Source organism: Hydrogenophaga crocea, from assembly GCF_011388215.1.
In the GTDB taxonomy this organism is placed as follows: domain Bacteria; phylum Pseudomonadota; class Gammaproteobacteria; order Burkholderiales; family Burkholderiaceae_C; genus Hydrogenophaga; species Hydrogenophaga crocea.
The window spans coordinates 3,956,389-3,977,918 of sequence record NZ_CP049989.1 but is presented as its reverse complement, the minus strand read 5'-3'; the positions used below and the strand labels follow the sequence as shown (position 1 = coordinate 3,977,918).

The window sequence follows — 21,530 nt, the reverse complement described above, 5'->3', positions numbered from 1 at the left end:
CTCCTTTCGGGGGCTGTGTGGGAGGGGAGACACCGGACTGTAGAGAGGTGGAACGCGGCAGTCCAACCAATTGTCCGGATGAAACCAATAGCCAGTGGCTATTTACCAGCCCCCACAGCGGGGCAGACGCTCAAGTCAGCCAGGTGACGGCGGCCGAGAACGTGAGAAAGGCCGCCGCGGTGGTGACCAGGATGATGCGCGCGATGCGCCCGTTGTCGGCGCCGAAGCGCTCGGCCAGCAAGGACACGTTGCTCGCGGCGGGCAAGGCCGCCGTGAGCACCATCACCGTGAGCGCGGTCTCGGACAGGCCCAGGCCGAGCCGCTGCGCGAGCAGGCCCACGACCAGCACCAGCAGCGGGTGCACCACCAGCTTGATCACCGACACCGGCAGGTAGTCGGACAAGGGCATGGGGTGGTTGGCCGTCATCTGCGCGCGCGCGAGCACCGCGCCGATGGTGAACAGCGCCACGGGCGAGGCCGCGTCAGCGAGCAGCCAGACCGTTTTTTCGACCGGCCCCGGCAGGCGGAATGCCCAGGCCGAGGCCACGCCGCCGAGCGTGATGGCCCAGGGCATGGGGTTGGTGAGCACGCCGCGCAAGGCCTTGCGGCCGGCCGCGAACACGGCCGCGCGCCCTTCGCCACCCGCGCCGTCCAGGCGCGAGAGCGCGATGCACAGCGAGGTGGTGACCACCATGTCGACCACCATGGTGAGGATCACCGTGCCGCCCGCGACCGGGCCCAGCAAGGCCACGATCAGGGGCACGCCCATGAATCCCGAGTTGGGGAAGGCCGCCACCAGCGCGCCCAGCGAAGCGTCGTTCCAGCGGATGCGCCGGTTGAGCGAGATGGCGATGGTGAAGGCCACGATGAGCAGACCGCACAGCAGGTAGACCGCGATCACGCGCGCGTCGAGCAGTTGCGCGATCGGCGTCGTCGAGCCCATGCGGAACAGCATGCAGGGCAGCGCGAAGAACAGCACGAAGCCGTTGAGGCCGGGAATGGCCTCGAGCGGCAGCATGCGCCGGCGCGCCGCCACGTAACCGGCGAGCACGAGCGCGAAGAACGGAAAGGTAACCAGCAGGACCTGCAGCACGGGCGGCATTGTGTCAGCCCGAGGTCACCGCACCAGCCGGCCTGAGCCCTGGGCGACACACCCGCTCGCTATGATCCCGGGCTTTGCCCCGCCGCCTTCCATGTCGTCCGCCGGTCTGAACCTCGCCCAGCTCGAAGCCGTGAACCACCTGGGCGGCCCCTGCCTGGTGCTGGCGGGCGCGGGCTCGGGCAAGACGCGCGTGATCACGCACAAGATCGCGCGCCTGATCCAGGCCGGTCTCGAGGCCAACCGCATCGCGGCCATCACCTTCACCAACAAGGCGGCGGCCGAGATGCGCGAGCGCGCGGGCCACCTGGTGGGTCGCGACGCGCGCAAGGTGCTGATCTGCACCTTCCACGCGCTGGGCGTGCGGCTGCTGCGCGAGGACGGCGCGGCCCTGGGCCTGAAGCCGCAGTTCAGCATCCTCGACACCGACGACATCACCAGCCTGCTCAAAGACTGCGGCAGCACCACCGACGCGGCCACCGCGCGCCAGTGGCAGTGGACCATCAGCGCCTGGAAGAGCGCGGGACTCAACGGCGCGGCCGCGCTCGCGCAGGCACGCGACGAGGCCGAGCGCAGCACCGCGCTCATCATGCAGCGCTACGAAGAGCGCCTGGTGGCCTACCAGGCGGTGGACTTCGACGACCTGATCGCGCTGCCGCTCAAGCTGCTGCGCGAGCACGACGCGGTGCGCGAGCGCTGGCAGCAGAAGATGGGCCATGTGCTGGTCGACGAATACCAGGACACCAACGCCACGCAGTACGAACTGCTCAAGCTGCTGGTGGGCGAGCGCGCGCGCTTCACCGCGGTGGGCGACGACGACCAGTCGATCTACGGCTGGCGCGGCGCCACGCTCGACAACCTCAAGCGGCTGCCCCAGGACTACCCGCAGCTCAAGGTCATCAAGCTCGAGCAGAACTACCGCTCCACCAGCGCGATCCTGCGCGCGGCCAACAACGTCATCGGCCCCAACCCCAAGCTGTTTCCCAAGACGCTGTGGAGCGAGCTCGGCGAAGGCGAGCCGGTGCGCGTGGTGGACTGCGACAACGAAGAGCACGAGGCCGAGCGCGCGGTGGCACGCATCCAGAGCCTGCGCGCGAACTCGGCGCACAAGGAGTGGCGCGACTTCGCCATCCTCTACCGCGCCAACCACCAGGCGCGCGCCTTCGAACAATCGCTGCGCCGCGCGCAGATCCCCTACAAGGTGTCGGGCGGCCAGAGCTTTTTCGACAAGGCCGAGATCCGCGACCTCTGCGCCTGGCTGCGGCTGCTGGTCAACAACGACGACGACCCGGCCTTCCTGCGCTCGGCCACCACGCCCAAGCGCGGCATCGGCCACACCACGCTGCAGCAGCTCGGGGGCTTCGCCACGCAGTACAAGCTCAGCCTGTTCGAGGCGCTGTTCTCGCACTCGCTGCCCAGTGCGGTGTCCAACCGCGCCATCGGCGCGCTGCACGAGTTCGGCCGCCAGGTGAACGAGCTCGAGTACCGCGCCCGCCACACGGTGGGCCACGAGGCCGCGCGCGCCTTCCTCAACGAATGGCTCAAGGACATCGGCTACGAGCAGCACCTCTACGACAACGAGGACAACGAGAAGGTGGCCGCGGCGCGCTGGACCAACGTGATGGAGTTCTGCGACTGGGTCGCGGGCCGCTGCGGCGGGCAGATCGAGGACGCGGCCGGCACCAGCACCGAAACCGAGCGCAAGACCCTGCTCGAGGTGGTGCAGACCATCGCGCTGATTTCCACGCTGTCCGAGCGCGAGCAGGACCAGAACGTGGTCACGCTGTCCACGCTGCACGCGTCCAAGGGCCTGGAGTGGCCGCACGTGGTGCTGGTGGGGGTCAACGAAGGCCTGCTGCCGTTCAAGGTCGACGACGACGAGCTGCCCGGCGAAGTGCAGCAGCAGCGCATCCAGGAAGAGCGCCGGCTGATGTACGTGGGCATCACGCGCGCCCAGCGCACGCTCGCGGTGAGCTGGCTCAAGCGCCGCAAGAAGGGCCGCGAGAGCGTGCCCGGCGCCGCGAGCCGCTTCATCGCCGAGATGGCGCTCGACAAGGAGACCGTGAAGGAAGACCCGCGCGAGAAGCTCAAGGCCTTGCGCGCGGAATTCGCGCAGCGCGCCAAGGCCGCGAGCGACACGCAGAAGGCGCAGGCATGAGGCGGCGCACCCTCGCCCTGCTGGCACTGGCCTGGCCGCTGTGGGCCGGCGCGCAGGCCCCGGCCTGCACCGTGCCCGATCACGTGCCCCCGGCCCAGCTCGCCGGCCTGTGGACGCTCACGCTGTGGCCCGAAGGCGCTCAGGAAACGCAGGCGAGCTCGCGCGGCGCCGTGCTGTTCGAGCGCCACCCCGAATACACCGCGGGCGTGCGCGGCGAGCTGCGCCGCAGCGGCGCGGGCAACGACCTGACGGCCGTGGTGTCGGGCGACGTCACCGAGGGCGAGTTCCACCTCGACGAATCCGACGACGGCAAGACCATGAGCGCGGTCTGGGACGGCGTGGCCCAGGACTGCGCGGGCCGGCTCAGCATCACCGGCACGCGCCGGCCGGCCGAAGGCCGGGGCGAGGGCACGGCCCTGCGCTTCCGGCTCGAACGCGCGTCGGGCTGGCGCTGACCGGCCTCAGACGGGCCTCAGACCACGCCCTGCGCGAGCATGGCGTCGGCCACCTTCACGAAGCCCGCGATGTTCGCGCCGTCCACGTAACTCACCGTGCCATCGGCGCGCCGGCCGTGGCGCACGCAGGCCGCGTGGATGCCCTGCATGATCTGCAGCAGGCGGGCGTCGACCTCTTCGCGCGGCCACGACAGGCGCAGCGCGTTCTGGCTCATCTCCAGGCCCGAGGTGGCGACACCGCCCGCGTTGCTGGCCTTGCCGGGCGCGAACAGCACGCCCGCGTCCTCGAAGGCCTTGGCGGCCTCGATGGTCGAAGGCATGTTCGCGCCCTCGGCCACGCACTTCACGCCGTTGCGGATCAGCAGGGCAGCGTCCTGTGCGTCGAGCTCGTTCTGCGTGGCGCAGGGCAGCGCCACGTCGACCGGCACGTGCCAGGGACGCTTGCCGGCCTCGAAGTGCGCACCGGTGCGCGCGGCGTAGTCGCTCACGCGGCCGAAGTGGTGGTTCTTGACGTCCATGAGCACGGCCAGCTTCTCGGGCGAAAAGCCCTGCTCGTCGACCACCGTGCCACTCGAATCGGACACCGTGACCACCTTGGCGCCCAGGGCCATGGCCTTTTCCACCGCGTACTGCGCCACATTGCCCGAGCCCGACACCGACACGCGCAGGCCCTGGAACGACAGGCCGCGGGTCTTGAGCATCTCGTCGGCGAAGTACACCGTGCCATAGCCCGTGGCCTCGGGGCGGATCAGCGAGCCCCCGAAGCTCAGGCCCTTGCCGGTGAACACGCAGTCGGCGCGGTTGCTGAGCTTCTTGGTCATGCCGGCCATGTAGCCCACCTCGCGGCCACCCACGCCGATGTCGCCCGCGGGAACGTCGGTGTCGGCGCCCACGTGGCGGAACAGCTCGGTCACGAAGGCCTGGCAGAAGCGCATCACCTCACCGGGGCTGCGGCCCTTGGGATCGAAGTCGGCGCCGCCTTTGCCGCCGCCCATGGGCAAGGTGGTGAGCGCATTCTTGAAAGTCTGCTCGAAGGCCAGAAACTTCAGCACCGACAGGTTCACCGAGGGGTGGAAGCGGATGCCGCCTTTGTACGGGCCGATGGCCATGCTGTGCTGGATGCGGTAGCCGCGGTTGACCTGCACGGCGCCGTGGTCGTCGACCCAGGACACGCGGAACATCACCACCCGCTCGGGCTCCACGAGGCGGTCGAGCAGGCCGTGCTCCGCGTACCTGGGGTGGCGCTCGATGAAGGGCCACAGGCTTTCCATCACCTCGGTGACGGCTTGCAGGAACTCGGGCTGGCCGGGGTTGCGCGCGGCAACGTGTTGCAGGAATTGGTGGGCGCTCGCGTACTTCAAGAGATTTCCAAAATGGTGCATTGACAGGAAAAACGCACCATTTTTGCACGCGCGCTTCAGCGGGCCGCGCCCAATGCCGGGGCCCGGCCCCTGAGCATCCAGCGATCGCACAGCCGCTGCACCGCCACGCCGACGCCGATGGACAAGGCCCAGGCGAACGCGCTCCAGGCCAGGGCCGGCCCCACGCCGTGCAGGTCCAGGCGATTCCACAGGCCGCTCACGAGCAGGATGACCGCGAAGTGGCAGACGAAGATGCTGTAGGACATGTCGCTGAGGTGGGCGATGGCGCGGCGCAACGGCGTCGAGACGGCGGTCCAGCGCAGGTGCGAGCCCGCGAACAGCGCCAGGGCCGTGGCCATGGCCAGCAAGGGGCGCGGGCGCGGGTCCCAGCTCGCGTCGACCAGCACCAGGGCCATTGCGGCCCACCACCAGGCGCGCGCGGGCGGGTGCAGGCGCGCCCAGGCGGCCAGCGCCCCGAGGCCGTAAGCCGCGAGGTGGTAGATGGCCCACTCGTCGAGCGCGGGCCGGCGGCTGAACAGCAGCAGCGACAAGGCCGTGGCCACGGCCACCACCGCGGGCGCGACGCGGTTGGCCAGCGGCGCGTCCAGGCGGGCGGTGAACCAGGCCAGCACGGCGAACAGCGCGAACAACTGCAGGTCGATCGCGAGGTACCAGGCGCCAGCGGTGAGCGAAGGAATGCCCAGCACGTCCTGCAGGAACAGCACATGGGCGATCAGCACGCCCGCCGTGGGCAGGGGCGAGACCCAGTCTTCGTGCGCGAGCTCCTGGCCCATGAGCCAGGTGGCCAGCACCACCAGCACCAGGGCCACGAGGAACTGCGGCAGCAGGCGCAGGTAGCGCTGCCACACCAGGGGCAGCGGCGAGTGCAGGTGGCGCTGGTGCAGCGAGTGCACGGTGAGGAAGCCGCCTACCACCAGGAAGGGCTGCACGGCCAGCCGGCCCTCCTGGTGGAGAAAGGCCATGAAGCCGGGCCAGGCCGTCGCGAGCCAGTCGGCCATGGGCGCGTACAGCGAGAGGTGGTGCAACACGATGAGTTGCGACGCCACGGCCTTGACCGTGTCGATCAACAGCGAGCGACCCATGCGAGGACTACAGGAACAGCTGGAGGAGGGATGCCGCCGCGTCCACACCCGTTTCCGCGGCACCAAACAAAACGCCCAACCGATGGGCTGGGCGTTCTGGGGATTCTGGTGGCCTGGGGCGGAATCGAACCACCGACACGCGGATTTTCAATCCGCTGCTCTACCAACTGAGCTACCGGGCCTTGGAAAGACAGCGAGTATAGCAGCTTGCGAAGCTGCCTCAGCCGAGCTGGCCGCGCTTGGCGCGCGCGAGGTCGACGCCGAGCTGCTTGAGCTTTCGGTAGAGGTGCGTGCGTTCGAGGCCGGTCTTCTCGGCCACCCGCGTCATCGAGCCCGACTCCTTGGCCAGGTGGTACTCGAAATAGGCCTTCTCGAATTCGTCGCGCGCTTCGCGCAGCGGGCTGTCGAGGTTGAAGGTCTGTTGCGGTTGCGGGCCCAGCGGCAGGTTGGCCAGGCCGGCGCCGTTGAAGGTCGTTGCGCCATTGAGGCCGACCGCGTGCGCGGACAGGGTCATGGTCATGGCCTCTTCCACGGTGACCTCGCTGCCCGGCAGGCGCTGCGGCGCGAGCAAGGGCGTGGCGGCCACCTTGGGCGGCGGCACGGCCTTGTTCAGGCCCTGGTCGACGGCCTTGAGCAGCTTCTGCAGCGTGATGGGCTTTTCGAGGAAGGCGCTGGCGCCGATGCGCGTGGCTTCTACGGCGGTGTCGATGGTGGCGTGGCCGCTCATCATGATCACGGGCATGGTCAGCAGGCCGGTGCTCGACCACTCCTTGAGCAGCGTGACGCCGTCGGTGTCGGGCATCCAGATGTCGAGCAGCACGAGGTCGGGGCGCAATTGCTGGCGGATGTTGCGCGCTTGCGCGGCGTTCTCGGCCAGTTCGACGGTATGGCCCTCATCGTTGAGGATTTCGGAAAGCAGATCGCGGATGCCGTGTTCGTCGTCCACCACCAGAATCGTTGCCATGCGTGCGCTTTCCCTCGGGACCTGTTGTCAATTTGCAACTGCGAATGATAGCGACACTTGCGCGCCGATCACGCGTCCATCCGTCATCCGGTTGGCAACGTCCACGCGTCCGCCGTGTTCGTCCATGATCTTCTTGACCACGGCCAGGCCCAGGCCCGTGCCCTTGGCCTTGGTGGTCACGTAGGGCTCGAAGGCGCGCTTGAGGATGTTCTCGGCAAAACCCGGACCGCTGTCGATCACCACCAGCCGCACCCACTGTCCGCTGTCCGAGCGGCGGGTGCGCAGCAGCACCTCGGCCCCGGCCAGGCCGGCCATGGCGTCCTGCGCGTTCTGCACCAGGTTGTGGATGAGCTGGCGCAGCTGCTGCGCATCGGCCTTCACCAGGGGCAGGTCGTCGGCGAGTTCGCAGCGCACCGGCACGGCCGCGTGGTCGTACAGGCCCAGGGTGTCGCGCACCGCGGCGTTGAGGTCGAGCGGGGTGAGTTGCGCCGCGGGCAGGCGCGCGTAGTCGCGGAACTCATTGACCAGGCGCTTCATGGCCTCCACCTGGTCGCCAATGGTGCGCACCGATTTCTGCAGCAGGGCCTGCTCGGTGGGCTGCAGCTTGCCTTCGAGCTTCATGGCCAGGCGCTCGGCCGAGAGCTGGATGGGCGTGAGCGGGTTCTTGATCTCGTGCGCCAGCCGGCGGGCCACCTCGCCCCAGGCCTTGGCGCGCTGCGCCGACACCACCTCGGTCACGTCGTCGAACACCAGCAGGCGCTCGTTGTGCGGCAGCAGTGCGCCGCGCGCGATCAGCGTGATGGTCTGGTCGAACGAGGTCTGGTTGTCGGCGCTGAGTTCGAAGGACTGCAGCCAGTAGCCACCCTCGTGCGGCGTGTCTTCGGCCAGGAAGCGCTCGAACTGCTGCAACACGCCGCTGGCCAGGGCCTCGAGCCCGGGCACCTCGGTGATGGGCTCGCCCAGGTGCACGTTGAGCGGGGCGTGCAGGATGCGCGCGGCGCCGGGATTGGCGCTCACCAGCCGGCCCTGTTCGTCGAACACCACCACGCCCGCGGTGAGGTTGTCGAGAATGGTCTGCAGGTTTTCGCGCGCGGCGTCGACCTGGGTCATGCTGTGCTGCACCGCCTCGCGCGCGTCGGCCAGGTCCTGCGTCATGTGGGCGAAGGTGCGCGTGAGACCGGCGAGCTCGTCGCGCGAGGGCAGCGCGGCCTTGGGCGTGAGGTTGCCCGCCGCCACCTCGCGCATGCCCTCGGCCAGCACGATGAGCGGGCGGATCAGCTGGTTGCCCAGCAGCACCGCGAGCAGCACCGCGCCGAACACCGCCAGGCACAGCGCGAGCGTGAGCGTGCCGATGTACATGCTGCGCAGGCCTTCGCGCGCCAGCGCGCGTTCCTGGTACTCGCGGTTGGCCGCCTGCACGGCCAGCGCGTCGATGATCAGTGGCGAGGGCAAGGGCACCACCACCTGCAGGAAGCGCGGCTCGGCGTCGAAGCTGAAGCTGGGCGGATTGACCAGCGCGAGCACCTTCACGCGCGCGTGGTTCGCGGCCAGGGCCGATTGCAGGTCGCCCGCGTCGGCGTCTTCGAGCCCTTCGATCTGGGCCAGCACGCGGTTGCTGCGCACGTTGCGCAAGGTGGCGGCCGAGGGTCGCTCGGGCGCGATGTCGAAGCGCGAACTGCCGGCGCTGCCCAGGGGCTGGCCCGCGGCACTGAACAGCACCACATCGGTGGCGCCGAGCTGCTCGCGCACGCGGTCGAGCGCGAGCACGGCGCCGCTGTTGTTCTGGCGCGCCAGGCTGTCGGCGGCCACGCGGGTCTTGTTGGCGGCGTCGGCGGCCAGGGTGTCGAGCGTGGTGCGCCCCAGGTTCAGGCCCGCGGCCAGCGCGCTCTCCACGCGCACGTCGAACCAGCTCTCGATGGAGCGCGCCACGAACTGGTACGACACGGTGTAGATCAGCAGGCCCGGCAGGATCCCCACCAGGCCGATGATGGCCGCGAGCTTGACCAGCAGGCGGCTGCCGAACTTGCCGCGCTTGAGGCGCACGAACAGCCGCACCGCGAGCCACAGGATCACCAGGCCCAGGCCGACGGCCGCGGCCACGTTGATGGACACCAGCAACGCGAAGTTGCGCTCGTAGAAAGCGCTGTTGCGCGTGCCCAGCGTGAGCAGGAACAGCAGCACCATGCCCAGGCCGGTCATGAAGATCAGCCCGGCCACCACCGCCCAGCGCAGGGCCGCGGGCTTGGGGGAATGGGGGTGCAGCGGGTTCACGAATCGGACGCGGTTTCGGCCGTGGGCGCGTTGGGCACCTGCAGTTCCTGGCTGAACTGCATGGACCACTCGGCCTGCGAGCCCAGGCCGATCTGGAACGGCCGCGGCAGCAGGGTCAGGTCGAGGCGGAAGTCGAATTGCACGTGGTGCTCGGCGCCGGGTTCGAGCTGGCCGGCGTCGGCCAGGCGCCAGCGCGAGGCGCGGCCGATCGCGGCCAGCGCCTCTTCCAGGGTGTCGTGGTTCTGGTGCAGCGCGTACTGCAGGCCGGCGCCGCCGGTGCCGCCGCCGTTGTCGGTCGACAGGCTCACGCGCCAGAGCCGCGTCAGCGGCTGGTAGGCCAGGCGCAGCACGCGGCGCTGCGCCGCGACGCGGCGGTCGGTCCAGTACCAGCGTTCGCGCAGCACCGTGGCCTCCCACACGAAGTACAGCGGCACGCCCTTGAGCAGCGCATCCTGCACCGCGCCGTGCGGCGCGATGCCGAGCCGGGCGTTGAGGTAGAGGGCTTCGGGGGTGCGCTGCAGCGACAGCTGGCGGACCTCGGGCGGCTGCGACCAGGCCAGTGGCAGGCCGAGCAGCAGGACCAGCGCCAGTGCGCGCCACGCGGCATGCAGCGTGCGTACCACGCCGCCACGGCCGGCTCGGCCGGGTTCAGCGGGCGCGGGCCTTGTCGATGCAGGCGTAATAGAAGCCGTCCGGTCCACGCGATCGATTGTCGTTGAACTCCCCCACCGTATCGGGAAGCCCTGGCAACAGGTGGCCCGGGGCGGGGGCGGAAAGCGCGTCGGTGTGGCGCTGAAGGAACGCTTGCAGCTGCTCGCTGCCCTCGGCGCGGAACACCGAGCAGGTGGCGTACACCAGCCGACCGCCTTCGCACAGCAGCGGCCAGAGGGCGTCGAGCAGCGCGCGCTGGGTGCGCGCGAGCGCGGCCACGTCGCTGTCGCGGCGCAGCCAGCGCACGTCGGGGTGGCGGCGCACGATGCCCGAGGCGGTGCACGGCGCGTCGAGCAGGATGGCATCGAAGGGCCGGCCGTCCCACCAGGTGGCCGGCTGTGCGGCGTCGGCGCAGCGCACGTCGGCCTGCAGGCCCAGGCGCTGCAGGTTGTCGGTGATGCGCTGGCAGCGCTGCGGGTCGACGTCGAGCGCGAGCAGATCGGCGTCGGCGCGCTCGAGCAGGTGCGCGGTCTTGCCGCCGGGCGCGGCGCAGGCGTCGAGCACGCGCGGGCGCGTCCCGGCGGGCAGGCCTTGCAGCAGCAGCGGGACGGCGAGCTGGGCAGCCTCGTCCTGCACCGAGCAATCGCCGGCGGCGAAGCCGGGCAGCTGCTCCACGGGCAGGGCCCGCGCAAGCTCCAGACCGTCGTCGCCCACCGCGCGGCTGGCCACACCCTGCTGCGCGAGCGCCTGCGCCAGCGCCTCGCGCGTGGTGCGGCGGCGGTTCACGCGCAGGGTCATGGGCCCGGGGTGGTTGTTGGCCGTGAGGATGCCCCGCCAGGCCTCGGGGTGGTCGCGCTGCACGCGTTCGATCCACCAGCGCGGGTGGTTCCACTGCGCCACCGGGTCGCTCGCCACCGCGGCGCGCAGGGCCTCGGTTTCGCGCAGGTAGCGGCGCAGGCAGGCGTTGAGGAAGCCGGCCTGGCGCTGCCAGCGCGGCTCGTGCTGCGCCGCGCGCACCGCCTGGTCGACCACGGTGTGCGCCGCGTAGCGCGCGCCGGGCGCGTCGGGTGCGGTCAGCAGCGCCAGCGCCGCGCACATCAGCGCGCGCAGGGGCGGTGGCGGCGCGCGCTCGGCGAGCTGTGCGACCAGGGCTTCGCAGGTGCCGAGCTCGCGCAGCGTGTGAAAGGCCAGCGCCTGCACGCCCGCGCGCAGTGGTGCGGGCACATCGGCCAGTGCGTCGGTGAGCGAGCGGCCCTGGCGCACCGCGAGCACGGCGCGGGCCGTGTGCGCGAGCTGCTGGCCCAGGGTGGGGGCTGAGGGGGAAACGGACGGAGCGCTCATGCGGGGTGGGCGGTGGGATCGCCCACGGGCTCGGGCCGCGCGAGCGGCAACGGGCCCATGGGCCGGCCATAGATGCGGCGCACGCGCTCGGCCAGCGGCGGGTGCGAATCGAGCCAGCGGTCGAGCCGGCCGGGGGCGTTGCCGACCAGCAGCAGGTGCTGCAGCGGCGCGCCGATGGCGCGCGCTTCGACGCCTTCGCGCTGCTGCGTCATGACCTTGCGCAGCACCCCGCCCAGGCCGTCGCGGCTGCGCGTCCATTGCACGGCGCGCGCGTCGGCGAGGAACTCGCGCTGGCGCGACACCGCGGCCTGCAGCGCATGGCCCGCGATCCAGCCGAGCCAGCCCGCGACCATCAGGAAGAAACCCATCACGGCCCACAGGAAGCGGCCGCCGCGTTCGTCCGGTTCGAGCAGGCGCTGCCCGAGCCGGTAGACCATTTCGAGGCCGAACACCATGCCGGCGAGGCGCAGGTTCAGCCGGGTGTCACCCTCGCCGATGTGGCCAAGCTCGTGCGCCACCAGGCCTTGCAACTCTTCGCGCGTGAGCTGGTCGAGTGCGCCCTGGGTGACGGCCACGACCGCACCGTCGGCGTCCCAGCCGGTGGCGAAGGCGTTGATGGCGGCGTCGCGCGCCACCACCATGGCCTGCGGCCGCGGCAGGCCCGAGGCGATGGCGAGTTCGTCCACGATGTTCGCAAAGCGCTGCTCGGCCGGCTCGCCCGAGGGCCTGAGCGCGCGTGCGCCCATGCGTTCGGCCAACCGCACCGCGCCCTGGTGCTGCAGCTGCGAGGTCTCGAGCCACCAGCCCCCGAGCACGAAGAACAGCGTCATGCCGGTGTTGACGGCCCAGAAGTGGCGCGGGAACCGCAGCGGCCCGGAGAAGAAGAAGCCCCCGCTGAGCCACCAGCCGAGCGCGAGCGCGAGGTTGACCGCGAGCACCAGCAGCAGCACCGTGAGCCCGAAGGCCAGCACCAGGCGCCGGCTGCGCGCGCGGGCCTCGCGTTGGGACTCGAAGAAACGCATCGCGCGCCGGGCCGGCCGCGGCCGCTCAGAACTGCACCCGCACGGGCTGCCGCTCGGCGTCGCTGGTGGTCGATTCGAGCATGGCCTGCGGCGTGAAGCCGAACAGGCGCGCCACGATCAGCGCCGGGAATTCCTGCACCGCGTCGTTGTAGGCCAGGGTGTGGTCGTTGTAGGCCTGGCGCGCGAAGCCGATGCGGTTCTCGGTGCTCGCGAGCTCTTCGCTGAGCTCGCGCATGGTGGCGTCGGCCTTGAGTTCGGGATAGTCCTCGGCCACCGCCATGAGGCGCCCGATCGCGCCGCCGAGCAGCTGCTCGGCGCCCGACAGCGTGCCCATGACGCCCGCGGCCAGCGGCGCGCCCGAGGCGGCCTGCTCGGCGGTGCGCGCCTGGTTGCGCGCGGCGATCACGGCCTCGAGCGTCTGGGCTTCGTGCGCGAGGTACTTGCGCGCCACTTCCACGAGGTTGGGAACCAGGTCGTGGCGGCGCTTGAGCTGCACGTCGATCTGCGCAAAGGCGTTCGCGATGCCGTTGCGCAGGCGCACCAGCCGGTTGTAGGCCCCGACGGCCCAGAAGCCGATGACCAGCACCAGCACCAGCAAGACCCATTGCGCAACGCTCATCGTTCCCACTCCTCGTGTGTGCGCGCCATGCGCGCGCCGGCGATCTTGCCGCAAGCCCCGGCGCCGCAGAAAGAAAGGCCCCCGGCCTTGCGACCGGGGGCCTTGCCTTGCGGACGAACGCGGCGGATTACTCGGCCGCTTCGCCCGTGGCGGCCGCATCGGCCTGGTCGGCCGCGAGCGACAGCGCGTCGGCTTCGGCGATGGCGCGGCGTTCTTCGTCGTCCATCTTCTCGCGGGCGCGGCGCGCCTCGTGGTAGGCCATGCCGGTGCCCGCGGGGATCAGGCGGCCGACGATGACGTTTTCCTTCAGACCACGCAGCTCGTCGCGCTTGCCCATGATGGCCGCTTCGGTCAGCACGCGCGTGGTTTCCTGGAAGGACGCCGCGGAGATGAACGAGTCGGTCGACAGCGAGGCCTTGGTGATACCGAGCAGCACGTTGCTGTAGGTTGCGGGGATCTTGCCGTCGGCGCGCAGGGCGTCGTTGGTGTTGAGGATCTCCGAACGCTCGACCTGCTCGCCGGCGATGTAGGACGAATCGCCCGGGTTCTCGACCACGACGCGGCGCAGCATCTGGCGGACGATCACCTCGATGTGCTTGTCGTTGATCTTCACGCCCTGCAGGCGGTAGACGTCCTGCACCTCATCGACGATGTAGCGCGCGAGCTCTTCCATGCCCAGCAGGCGCAGGATGTCCTGCGGATCGGCGGGGCCGTCGACGATGCTCTCGCCCTTGTTGACCACCTGGCCTTCGTGCACCAGGATGTTCTTCTCTTTCGGGATGAGCTCTTCCCAGACCTTGCCTTCGGGGTCGGTGATCTGCAGGCGGATCTTGCCCTTGGTCTCCTTGCCGAACGACACGGTGCCGGTCATCTCGGCGAGGATGCCAGCGTCCTTGGGCGAACGCGCCTCGAACAGCTCGGCCACGCGCGGCAGACCACCCGTGATGTCGCGGGTCTTCTGGCCTTCGACCGGGATGCGGGCCAGCACTTCGCCGGGGCCCACGTCCTGGCCATCGCGCACCTGGATCAGCGCGCCGACCTGGAAGCCGATGGTCACGGCGTGGTCGGTGCCGGGGATCTTCACCTCGCTGCCGGAAGCGTCGACCAGCTTCACCTGCGGACGCACCACCTTGGTGGCGCCGCGGCGCTTGGGATCGATCACCACCAGCGTGGACAGACCGGTCACGTCGTCGACCTGCTTGGCGACGGTGAGGCCCTCTTCCACGTTCTCGAACTTCACCGTGCCGGCGAATTCCGTGATGATGGGTCGGGTCAGCGGGTCCCAGTTGGCCAGGATGGTGCCGGCCTTGATCTGCTGGTCGGCCTTGATGGTCAGGATGGCGCCGTACGGCACCTTGTGGCGCTCGCGCTCGCGGCCGTGTTCGTCCTGGATGATGATCTCGCCCGAGCGCGCGATCACCACCAGCTCGCCCTTGGAGTTGGTCACGTAGCGCATGGTGGCGTTGAAGCCGATCACGCCGCTGGACTTGGCTTCCACGCTCGAGGCCACCGCCGCACGCGAGGCCGCACCACCGATGTGGAAGGTGCGCATGGTCAGCTGGGTGCCGGGTTCACCGATCGACTGCGCGGCGATCACGCCCACCGCTTCGCCGATGTTGGCCAGGCCGCCGCGGCCGAGGTCGCGGCCGTAGCACTTGGCGCACAGGCCGTAGCGGGTTTCGCAGGTCAGCGCGGTGCGCACCTTCACCTCGTCCACGCCCGCCGCTTCCAGCGTGTCGAGCATGTCCTCGTCGAGCATCTCGCCCGCGGGCACGAGCACCGCGCGCGTCTCGGGGTGGATCACCTCTTCGGCCGTGGTGCGGCCGAGCACGCGGTCGCGCAGCGATTCGATGACTTCACCGCCTTCGACGATGGCGCGCATCAGGGTGCCGTTGCTGGTGCCGCAGTCCTGCTGGGTCACCACCAGGTCCTGCGTCACGTCCACGAGACGGCGGGTCAGGTAACCCGAGTTCGCGGTCTTGAGTGCGGTGTCGGCCAGACCCTTTCGCGCACCGTGCGTGGAGATGAAGTACTGCAACACGTTGAGACCTTCACGGAAGTTGGCCGTGATGGGGGTCTCGATGATGGAGCCGTCGGGCTTGGCCATCAGGCCGCGCATGCCGGCGAGCTGGCGGATCTGCGCCGCGGAACCGCGGGCGCCCGAGTCGGCCATCATGTAGATGGAGTTGAACGACTCCTGGTCCACTTCCTTGCCGCTGCGGTCGGTGGTCTTTTGCTTGGCCAGCTGGGCCATCATGACCTTGGAGATCTCGTCGCCGGCCTTGCCCCAGATGTCCACCACCTTGTTGTAGCGCTCGCCGGCGGTCACGAGACCGGAGGCGTACTGCTGGGCGATTTCCTTCACCTCGGACTCGGCGCGCTCGATGATGCCGCTCTTCTCTTTCGGCACCAGCATGTCGTCGACGGCGATCGAGATGCCCGCGCGCGTGGCCAGGCGGAAGCCGTTCTGCAGCAGCTTGTCGGCGAAGACCACGGTCTCCTTCAGGCCGCACTTGCGGAAGCTCGTGTTGATGAGACGCGAGATTTCCTTCTTCTTGAGCGGCTTGTCCAGCACCGAGAAGGGCAGGCCCTTGGGCAGGATCTCGGACAGCAGCGCACGGCCCACGGTGGTGTCGACCAGCTTGAGGTTGGACACGAACTCGCCCGTGGCCTTGTCCTTGGTCCACTCGACCAGGCGCACGCTCACGCGCGCGGTGAGCTCCACCACGCCGTTGTCGAGCGCGCGTTGCAGCTCGGGCAGGTCGGCGAAGATCATGCCTTCGCCCTTGCCGTTGATCTTCTCGCGGGTGGCGTAGTACAGGCCCAGCACCACGTCCTGCGAGGGCACGATGGAGGGCTCGCCGTTGGCGGGGAACAGCACGTTGTTGGAGGCCAGCATCAGCGTGCGGGCTTCCAGCTGGGCTTCCACCGACAGCGGCACGTGCACGGCCATCTGGTCACCGTCGAAGTCGGCGTTGAAGGCCGCGCAAACGAGCGGGTGCAGCTGGATCGCCTTGCCTTCGATCAGGATGGGCTCGAAGGCCTGGATGCCCAGGCGGTGCAGCGTGGGCGCGCGGTTCAGCAGAACCGGGTGCTCCTTGATGACCTCTTCGAGGATGTCCCACACCACGGGGGTGCCGGCTTCCACTTCCTTCTTCGCGGCCTTGATGGTGGTCGCGATGCCCATGGCTTCGAGGCGCGAGAAGATGAAGGGCTTGAACAACTCGAGCGCCATCAGCTTGGGCAGGCCGCACTGGTGCAGCTTGAGCGTCGGGCCCACCACGATGACCGAACGGCCCGAGTAGTCGACGCGCTTGCCCAGCAGGTTCTGGCGGAAGCGGCCGCTCTTGCCCTTGATCATGTCGGCCAGCGACTTGAGCGCGCGCTTGTTGGCGCCGGTCATCGCCTTGCCGCGGCGGCCGTTGTCGAGCAGGCTGTCGACGGCCTCCTGCAGCATGCGCTTCTCGTTGCGCGCGATGATCTCGGGCGCCTTGAGTTCGAGCAGGCGCTTGAGGCGGCTGTTGCGGTTGATGACGCGGCGGTACAGGTCGTTGAGGTCGGAGGTCGCGAAGCGGCCGCCGTCCAGCGGCACCAGCGGACGCAGGTCCGGCGGCAGCACGGGCAGCACGTCGAGCACCATCCACTCGGGCTTGATGCCCGAGCGCTTGAAGGCCTCGATGACCTTGAGACGCTTGGCATTCTTCTTGATCTTGAGCTCGGAGCCGGTCAGGTCGTTGCGCAGCTTCTCGATCTCGACGTCGAGATCGATGTTCTCCAGCAGCTCCTTGATGCCCTCGGCGCCCATCTTGGCGACGAACTCGTCACCGTATTCCTTGCGCTTGGCGTCGTAGTCGTCCTCGGACATGATGCTGAACTTCTTCAGCGGGGTCATGCCGGGGTCGGTCACCACATAGGCTTCGAAGTACAGCACGCGCTCGATGTCGCGCAGCGTCATGTCGAGCACCAGGCCCAGGCGCGAGGGCAGCGACTTCAGGAACCAGATGTGCGCGCAGGGCGCGGCCAGGTCGATGTGACCCATGCGCTCGCGGCGCACCTTGGTCTGCGTGACTTCAACGCCGCACTTCTCGCAGATGACACCGCGGTGCTTGAGGCGCTTGTACTTGCCGCAAAGGCACTCGTAGTCCTTGATGGGGCCGAAGATCTTGGCGCAGAACAGACCGTCGCGCTCGGGCTTGAACGTGCGGTAGTTGATGGTCTCGGGCTTCTTGACTTCACCGAAGGACCAGGAGCGGATTTTTTCCGGCGAGGCCAGGCCGATGCGGATCGCATCGAAATGCTCGTCGGGCGTGAACTGCTTGAACAGGTCGAGCAAGGATTTCATGTGAGCTTTCCTTTACTTCAGTGGATCACGAACGCTCGAGTTCGATGTCGATACCGAGCGAGCGGATCTCTTTGACCAGCACGTTGAACGACTCGGGCATGCCCGCGTCGATGGTGTGCTCGCCCTTGACGATGGACTCGTACACCTTGGTGCGGCCCTGCACGTCGTCGGACTTGACGGTGAGCATCTCTTGCAGGATGTACGAGGCGCCGTAGGCTTCGAGCGCCCACACCTCCATCTCGCCGAAACGCTGGCCACCGAACTGCGCCTTGCCGCCCAGCGGCTGCTGGGTGACGAGCGAGTACGGACCGGTGGAGCGGGCGTGCATCTTGTCGTCGACCAGGTGGTGCAGCTTCAGGAAGTGCATGTAGCCCACGGTGGTCTTGCGCTCGAAGGCGTCGCCGGTGCGGCCGTCGTAGAGCTGCGCCTGCGTGCGGGTCTCGGTGAGGCCCTTGAGCGCGGCGATGTCGTCCGGGTAGGCCAGCTTGAGCATGGCGCGGATCTCGTCTTCCGACGCACCGTCGAACACCGGCGATGCGAAGGGCACGCCGTGCTGCAGGTTGTCGGCCATCTCGAGCACCTCGGCGTCGGACAGCGCGGAGAAGTCTTCCTTCTTGCCCATCTGGTTGAAGACGGTGTCGAGGTACTGGCGGATCTCCGCGACCTTGGCTTCGCGCTGCAGCATGTCGCCGATGCGCTGGCCCAGGCCCTTGGCAGCCCAGCCCAGGTGCACTTCGAGCACCTGGCCCACGTTCATGCGCGAAGGCACACCCAGCGGGTTGAGCACCACGTCGGCGGGCGTGCCGTCGGCCATGTAGGGCATGTCTTCCACGGGCACGATCTTGGAGACCACACCCTTGTTGCCGTGACGGCCGGCCATCTTGTCGCCAGGCTGCAGGCGGCGCTTGACGGCCAGGTAGACCTTGACCATCTTGAGCACGCCGGCGGGCAGCTCGTCGCCTTGCGTGAGCTTCTTGCGCTTCTCTTCGAACGCGAGGTCGAAGCTGTGGCGGGTCTGCTCCATCGAGTTCTTGATCGACTCGAGCTGGGCGGCCACGTTCTCGTCCGCGGGGCGGATGTCGAACCAGTGGTACTTCTCGACGTCGGCCAGGTAGGCCTTGTCGATGGTGGTGCCCTTGTTGAGCTTCTTCGGACCGCCGTTGGCGACCTTGCCCACGAGCAGCTTCTCGATGCGATCGAAGGCGTCGGCCTCGACGATGCGCAGCTGGTCGTTCAGATCGAGGCGGAAGCGCTTGAGCTCGTCGTCGATGATCTGCTGGGCGCGCTTGTCGCGCTGGATGCCTTCGCGGGTGAACACCTGCACATCGATCACGGTGCCCTGCGAGCCCTGCTCCACGCGCAGCGAGGTGTCCTTCACGTCGGACGCCTTCTCGCCGAAGATGGCGCGCAGCAGCTTCTCTTCGGGCGTGAGCGTGGTCTCGCCCTTGGGCGTGACCTTGCCGACCAGCACGTCGCCGGGCAGCACTTCGGCGCCCACGTAGATGATGCCGGACTCGTCGAGGCGGTTGAGCTGCTGCTCGGCCAGGTTCGGGATGTCGCGGGTGATCTCTTCGGCGCCCAGCTTGGTGTCGCGCGCCATCACCACCAGCTCCTCGATGTGGATGCTGGTGTAGCGGTCGTCGGCCACCACGCGTTCGCTGATGAGGATCGAGTCCTCGAAGTTGTAGCCGTTCCAGGGCATGAAAGCGATCAGCATGTTCTGGCCGATCGAGATCTCGCCGAGGTCGGTGGACGCGCCGTCCGCGATCACGTCACCCTTGGCCAGCTTGTCGCCCTTCTTCACGATGGGGCGCTGGTGGATGTTGGTGTTCTGGTTGGAGCGCTGGTACTTGATGAGGTTGTAGATGTCCACGCCGACCTCGCCGGCCACCGCCTCCTCGTCGTTCACGCGGATCACGATGCGGGTGGCGTCGACGTAGTCGACCACGCCACCGCGGTTCGCGGTGACGACGGTGCCGGAGTCGACCGCGGCCACGCGCTCGATGCCGGTGCCCACGAAGGGCTTCTCGGGACGCAGCACGGGCACGGCCTGGCGCGACATGTTGGCGCCCATCAGCGCGCGGTTGGCGTCGTCGTGCTCGAGGAAGGGCACGAGCGAGGCGGCCACCGAGACGATCTGCGCGGGCGACACGTCCATGTACTGGATGGTGTCGGGGCCGGTCAGGATCGATTCGCCCTTCTCGCGCGCGGACACCAGCTCTTCGGTCAGGCGGCCGTCCTTGTCGAGCACGGCGTTGGCCTGCGCGATGACGTACTTGCCCTCTTCGATGGCCGACAGGTAGTCGATCTGGTTCGTGACCTTGCCGTCGACCACGCGGCGGTACGGCGTCTCGATGAAGCCGTACTCGTTGAGGCGGGCATACAGGGCCAGCGAGTTGATCAGACCGATGTTCGGACCTTCAGGCGTCTCGATCGGGCACACGCGGCCGTAGTGCGTGACGTGCACGTCGCGCACCTCGAAGCCGGCGCGCTCGCGCGTCAGACCGCCCGGGCCCAGGGCCGAGACGCGGCGCTTGTGCGTGATCTCGGCCAGCGGGTTGGTCTGGTCCATGAACTGCGACAGCTGGGACGCGCCGAAGAACTCCTTGAGCGCCGCGGAGATCGGCTTGGAGTTGATCAGGTCGTGCGGCATCAGCGGGTCTTGCTCGGCCTGGCCCAGGCGCTCCTTCACGGCCTTTTCGATGCGCGCGAGGCCGGTGCGGTACTGGTTCTCGGCCAGTTCGCCCACGCAACGCACGCGGCGGTTGCCCAGGTGGTCGATGTCGTCGACCTCGCCGCGGCCGTTGCGCAGGTCCACGAGGATCTTGACCACGGCCAGGATGTCTTCGTTGGACAGCACCATCGGGCCGGTCGCTTCGTTGCGGCCGACGCGGGCGTTGAACTTCATGCGGCCCACGCGCGACAGGTCGTACGTGTCCGGGTTGTAGAACAGGCGGTGGAACAGGGCCTGCACGGCGTCTTCGGTCGGCGGCTCGCCGGGGCGCATCATGCGGTAGATGGCCACGCGGGCGGCGAACTCGTCCACCGTCTCGTCGATGCGCAGGGTCTGGCTGATGTAGGCGCCCTGGTCGAGTTCGTTGGTGTAGATGCAGGCCAGGTCCTGGATGCCGGCGGCGCGCAGCTTCTTGAGCAGCGCTTCGGTCAGCTCGTCGTTGGCCTTGGCCAGGATCTCGCCGCTGTCGGGGTCGACGATGTTCTTGGCGACCACGCGGCCGATCAGGAAGTCTTCGGGCACGCTGATGTGCGTGGTGCCCGACTGCTCGAGCTCGCGCGTGTGGCGCGCGGTGATGCGCTTGTCTTTCGCGACCACGACCTTGCCCGACTTGTCGGTGATGTCGAAGCGCGCCACTTCACCGCGCAGGCGCTCGGGCACGAAGGCCATCTGCGCGCCGCTGTCCATGATGCGGAAGTGGTCGTTGACGAAGAAGTTGGCCAGGATCGATTCCGGCGTCAGGCCGATGGCCTTGAGCAGGATGGTCACCGGCATCTTGCGGCGGCGGTCGACGCGGAAGAACAGCACGTCCTTGGGGTCGAATTCGAAGTCGAGCCAGGAGCCGCGGTAGGGAATGATGCGGGCCGAGAACAGCAGCTTGCCCGAGCTGTGCGTCTTGCCCTTGTCGTGTTCGAAGAAAACGCCCGGCGAGCGGTGCAGCTGCGAGACGATCACGCGCTCGGTGCCGTTGATGATGAACGAGCCCTTGTCGGTCATCAGGGGCACTTCGCCCATGTAGACCTCTTGCTCCTTCACCTCTTTGACCACCTTCGATTGCGGGGTGGACGACTCGCGGTCGTAGATGATGAGCTGCACGCGCGCGCGCACGGCCGACGCGAAGGTCAGGCCGCGCGTCTGGCACTCACGCACGTCGAACGCGGGCTTGGCCAGGTTGTACTCGACGAACTTCATCTCGACGAAACCGTTGTGCGAGACGATGGGGAACGCCGAGGTGAACGCGGCCTGCAGGCCCTCTTCGGTGCGCTGCTTGGGCGGCGTGTCGGCCTGCAGGAAGGCCGTGTACGCATCCTTCTGCATCTGCAGCAGGTAAGGAATGGTCAGCACGTTCTCGCGCGTGCCGAAACTTTTCCGGATGCGCTTGCGTTCGGTGTACGAGTAATTCGATGCCAT

The 21,530-nt window shown here is 68.7% G+C and carries 13 protein-coding genes and 1 tRNA gene; 2 read left to right on the top strand and 12 right to left on the bottom strand.

Going from position 1 to position 21,530, the window contains the following annotated elements; translation table 11 throughout:
* Window positions 1–130: 130 nt before the first annotated feature.
* Window positions 131–1,093: an AEC family transporter gene (locus G9Q37_RS18900; RefSeq protein WP_166229704.1), complete on the bottom strand. Its 963-nt coding sequence runs from the start codon at window positions 1,091–1,093 to the stop codon at window positions 131–133.
* 100 nt (window positions 1,094–1,193) lie between these two features.
* Between G9Q37_RS18900 and G9Q37_RS18895 the strand changes: the two genes are divergently transcribed.
* Window positions 1,194–3,257, top strand: a complete 2,064-nt coding sequence (locus G9Q37_RS18895) for an ATP-dependent helicase (RefSeq protein ID WP_166229702.1) — start codon at window positions 1,194–1,196, stop codon at window positions 3,255–3,257.
* Window positions 3,254–3,712: a hypothetical protein gene (locus tag G9Q37_RS18890; protein ID WP_166229700.1), complete on the top strand. Its 459-nt coding sequence runs from the start codon at window positions 3,254–3,256 to the stop codon at window positions 3,710–3,712. The genes G9Q37_RS18895 and G9Q37_RS18890 overlap by 4 nt, the downstream gene beginning before the upstream one ends.
* A gap of 17 nt (window positions 3,713–3,729) precedes the next feature.
* Here G9Q37_RS18890 and gdhA read toward each other — a convergent pair whose 3' ends face one another.
* From gdhA to rpoB, 11 genes are all read right to left on the bottom strand, one after another.
* Entirely contained in the window at window positions 3,730–5,073 is a 1,344-nt protein-coding gene (gene gdhA / locus G9Q37_RS18885) for an NADP-specific glutamate dehydrogenase (RefSeq protein ID WP_166229698.1), read from the bottom strand.
* Between the two features lie 56 nt (window positions 5,074–5,129).
* Window positions 5,130–6,176, bottom strand: coding sequence for an acyltransferase family protein (locus tag G9Q37_RS18880; RefSeq protein WP_166229696.1), 1,047 nt, complete (start codon window positions 6,174–6,176; stop codon window positions 5,130–5,132).
* Window positions 6,177–6,282: 106 nt separating this feature from the next.
* Window positions 6,283–6,358: transfer RNA gene (locus G9Q37_RS18875), tRNA-Phe, on the bottom strand.
* Window positions 6,359–6,396: 38 nt separating this feature from the next.
* On the bottom strand, window positions 6,397–7,140 hold the full coding sequence (locus tag G9Q37_RS18870; protein ID WP_166229694.1) for a response regulator: 744 nt from the start codon (window positions 7,138–7,140) through the stop codon (window positions 6,397–6,399).
* A 27-nt stretch (window positions 7,141–7,167) separates the two neighbouring features.
* The gene (locus G9Q37_RS18865; protein ID WP_240936433.1) at window positions 7,168–9,411 is read right to left on the bottom strand and encodes a sensor histidine kinase; all 2,244 of its coding nucleotides are present in this window, start codon (window positions 9,409–9,411) and stop codon (window positions 7,168–7,170) included.
* Window positions 9,408–10,034, bottom strand: a complete 627-nt coding sequence (locus tag G9Q37_RS18860) for a DUF4390 domain-containing protein (protein ID WP_240936432.1) — start codon at window positions 10,032–10,034, stop codon at window positions 9,408–9,410. The genes G9Q37_RS18865 and G9Q37_RS18860 overlap by 4 nt, the downstream gene beginning before the upstream one ends.
* A 25-nt stretch (window positions 10,035–10,059) precedes the next feature.
* A complete protein-coding gene (rsmB, locus tag G9Q37_RS18855) occupies window positions 10,060–11,403 on the bottom strand; it encodes a 16S rRNA (cytosine(967)-C(5))-methyltransferase RsmB (RefSeq protein WP_166229692.1) in 1,344 nt (447 codons plus the stop codon).
* Entirely contained in the window at window positions 11,400–12,425 is a 1,026-nt protein-coding gene (locus G9Q37_RS18850; RefSeq protein ID WP_166229690.1) for a M48 family metalloprotease, read from the bottom strand. The genes rsmB and G9Q37_RS18850 overlap by 4 nt, the downstream gene beginning before the upstream one ends.
* 25 nt (window positions 12,426–12,450) lie before the next feature.
* Window positions 12,451–13,044 (bottom strand): LemA family protein, encoded by a 594-nt coding sequence (locus G9Q37_RS18845; RefSeq protein ID WP_166229688.1) that lies wholly within the window; start codon window positions 13,042–13,044, stop codon window positions 12,451–12,453.
* Window positions 13,045–13,171: 127 nt separating this feature from the next.
* On the bottom strand, window positions 13,172–17,386 hold the full coding sequence (gene rpoC, locus G9Q37_RS18840) for a DNA-directed RNA polymerase subunit beta' (protein WP_166229686.1): 4,215 nt from the start codon (window positions 17,384–17,386) through the stop codon (window positions 13,172–13,174).
* Window positions 17,387–17,411: 25 nt separating this feature from the next.
* Window positions 17,412–21,530 (bottom strand): DNA-directed RNA polymerase subunit beta, encoded by a 4,119-nt coding sequence (gene rpoB / locus G9Q37_RS18835; protein WP_166229684.1) that lies wholly within the window; start codon window positions 21,528–21,530, stop codon window positions 17,412–17,414.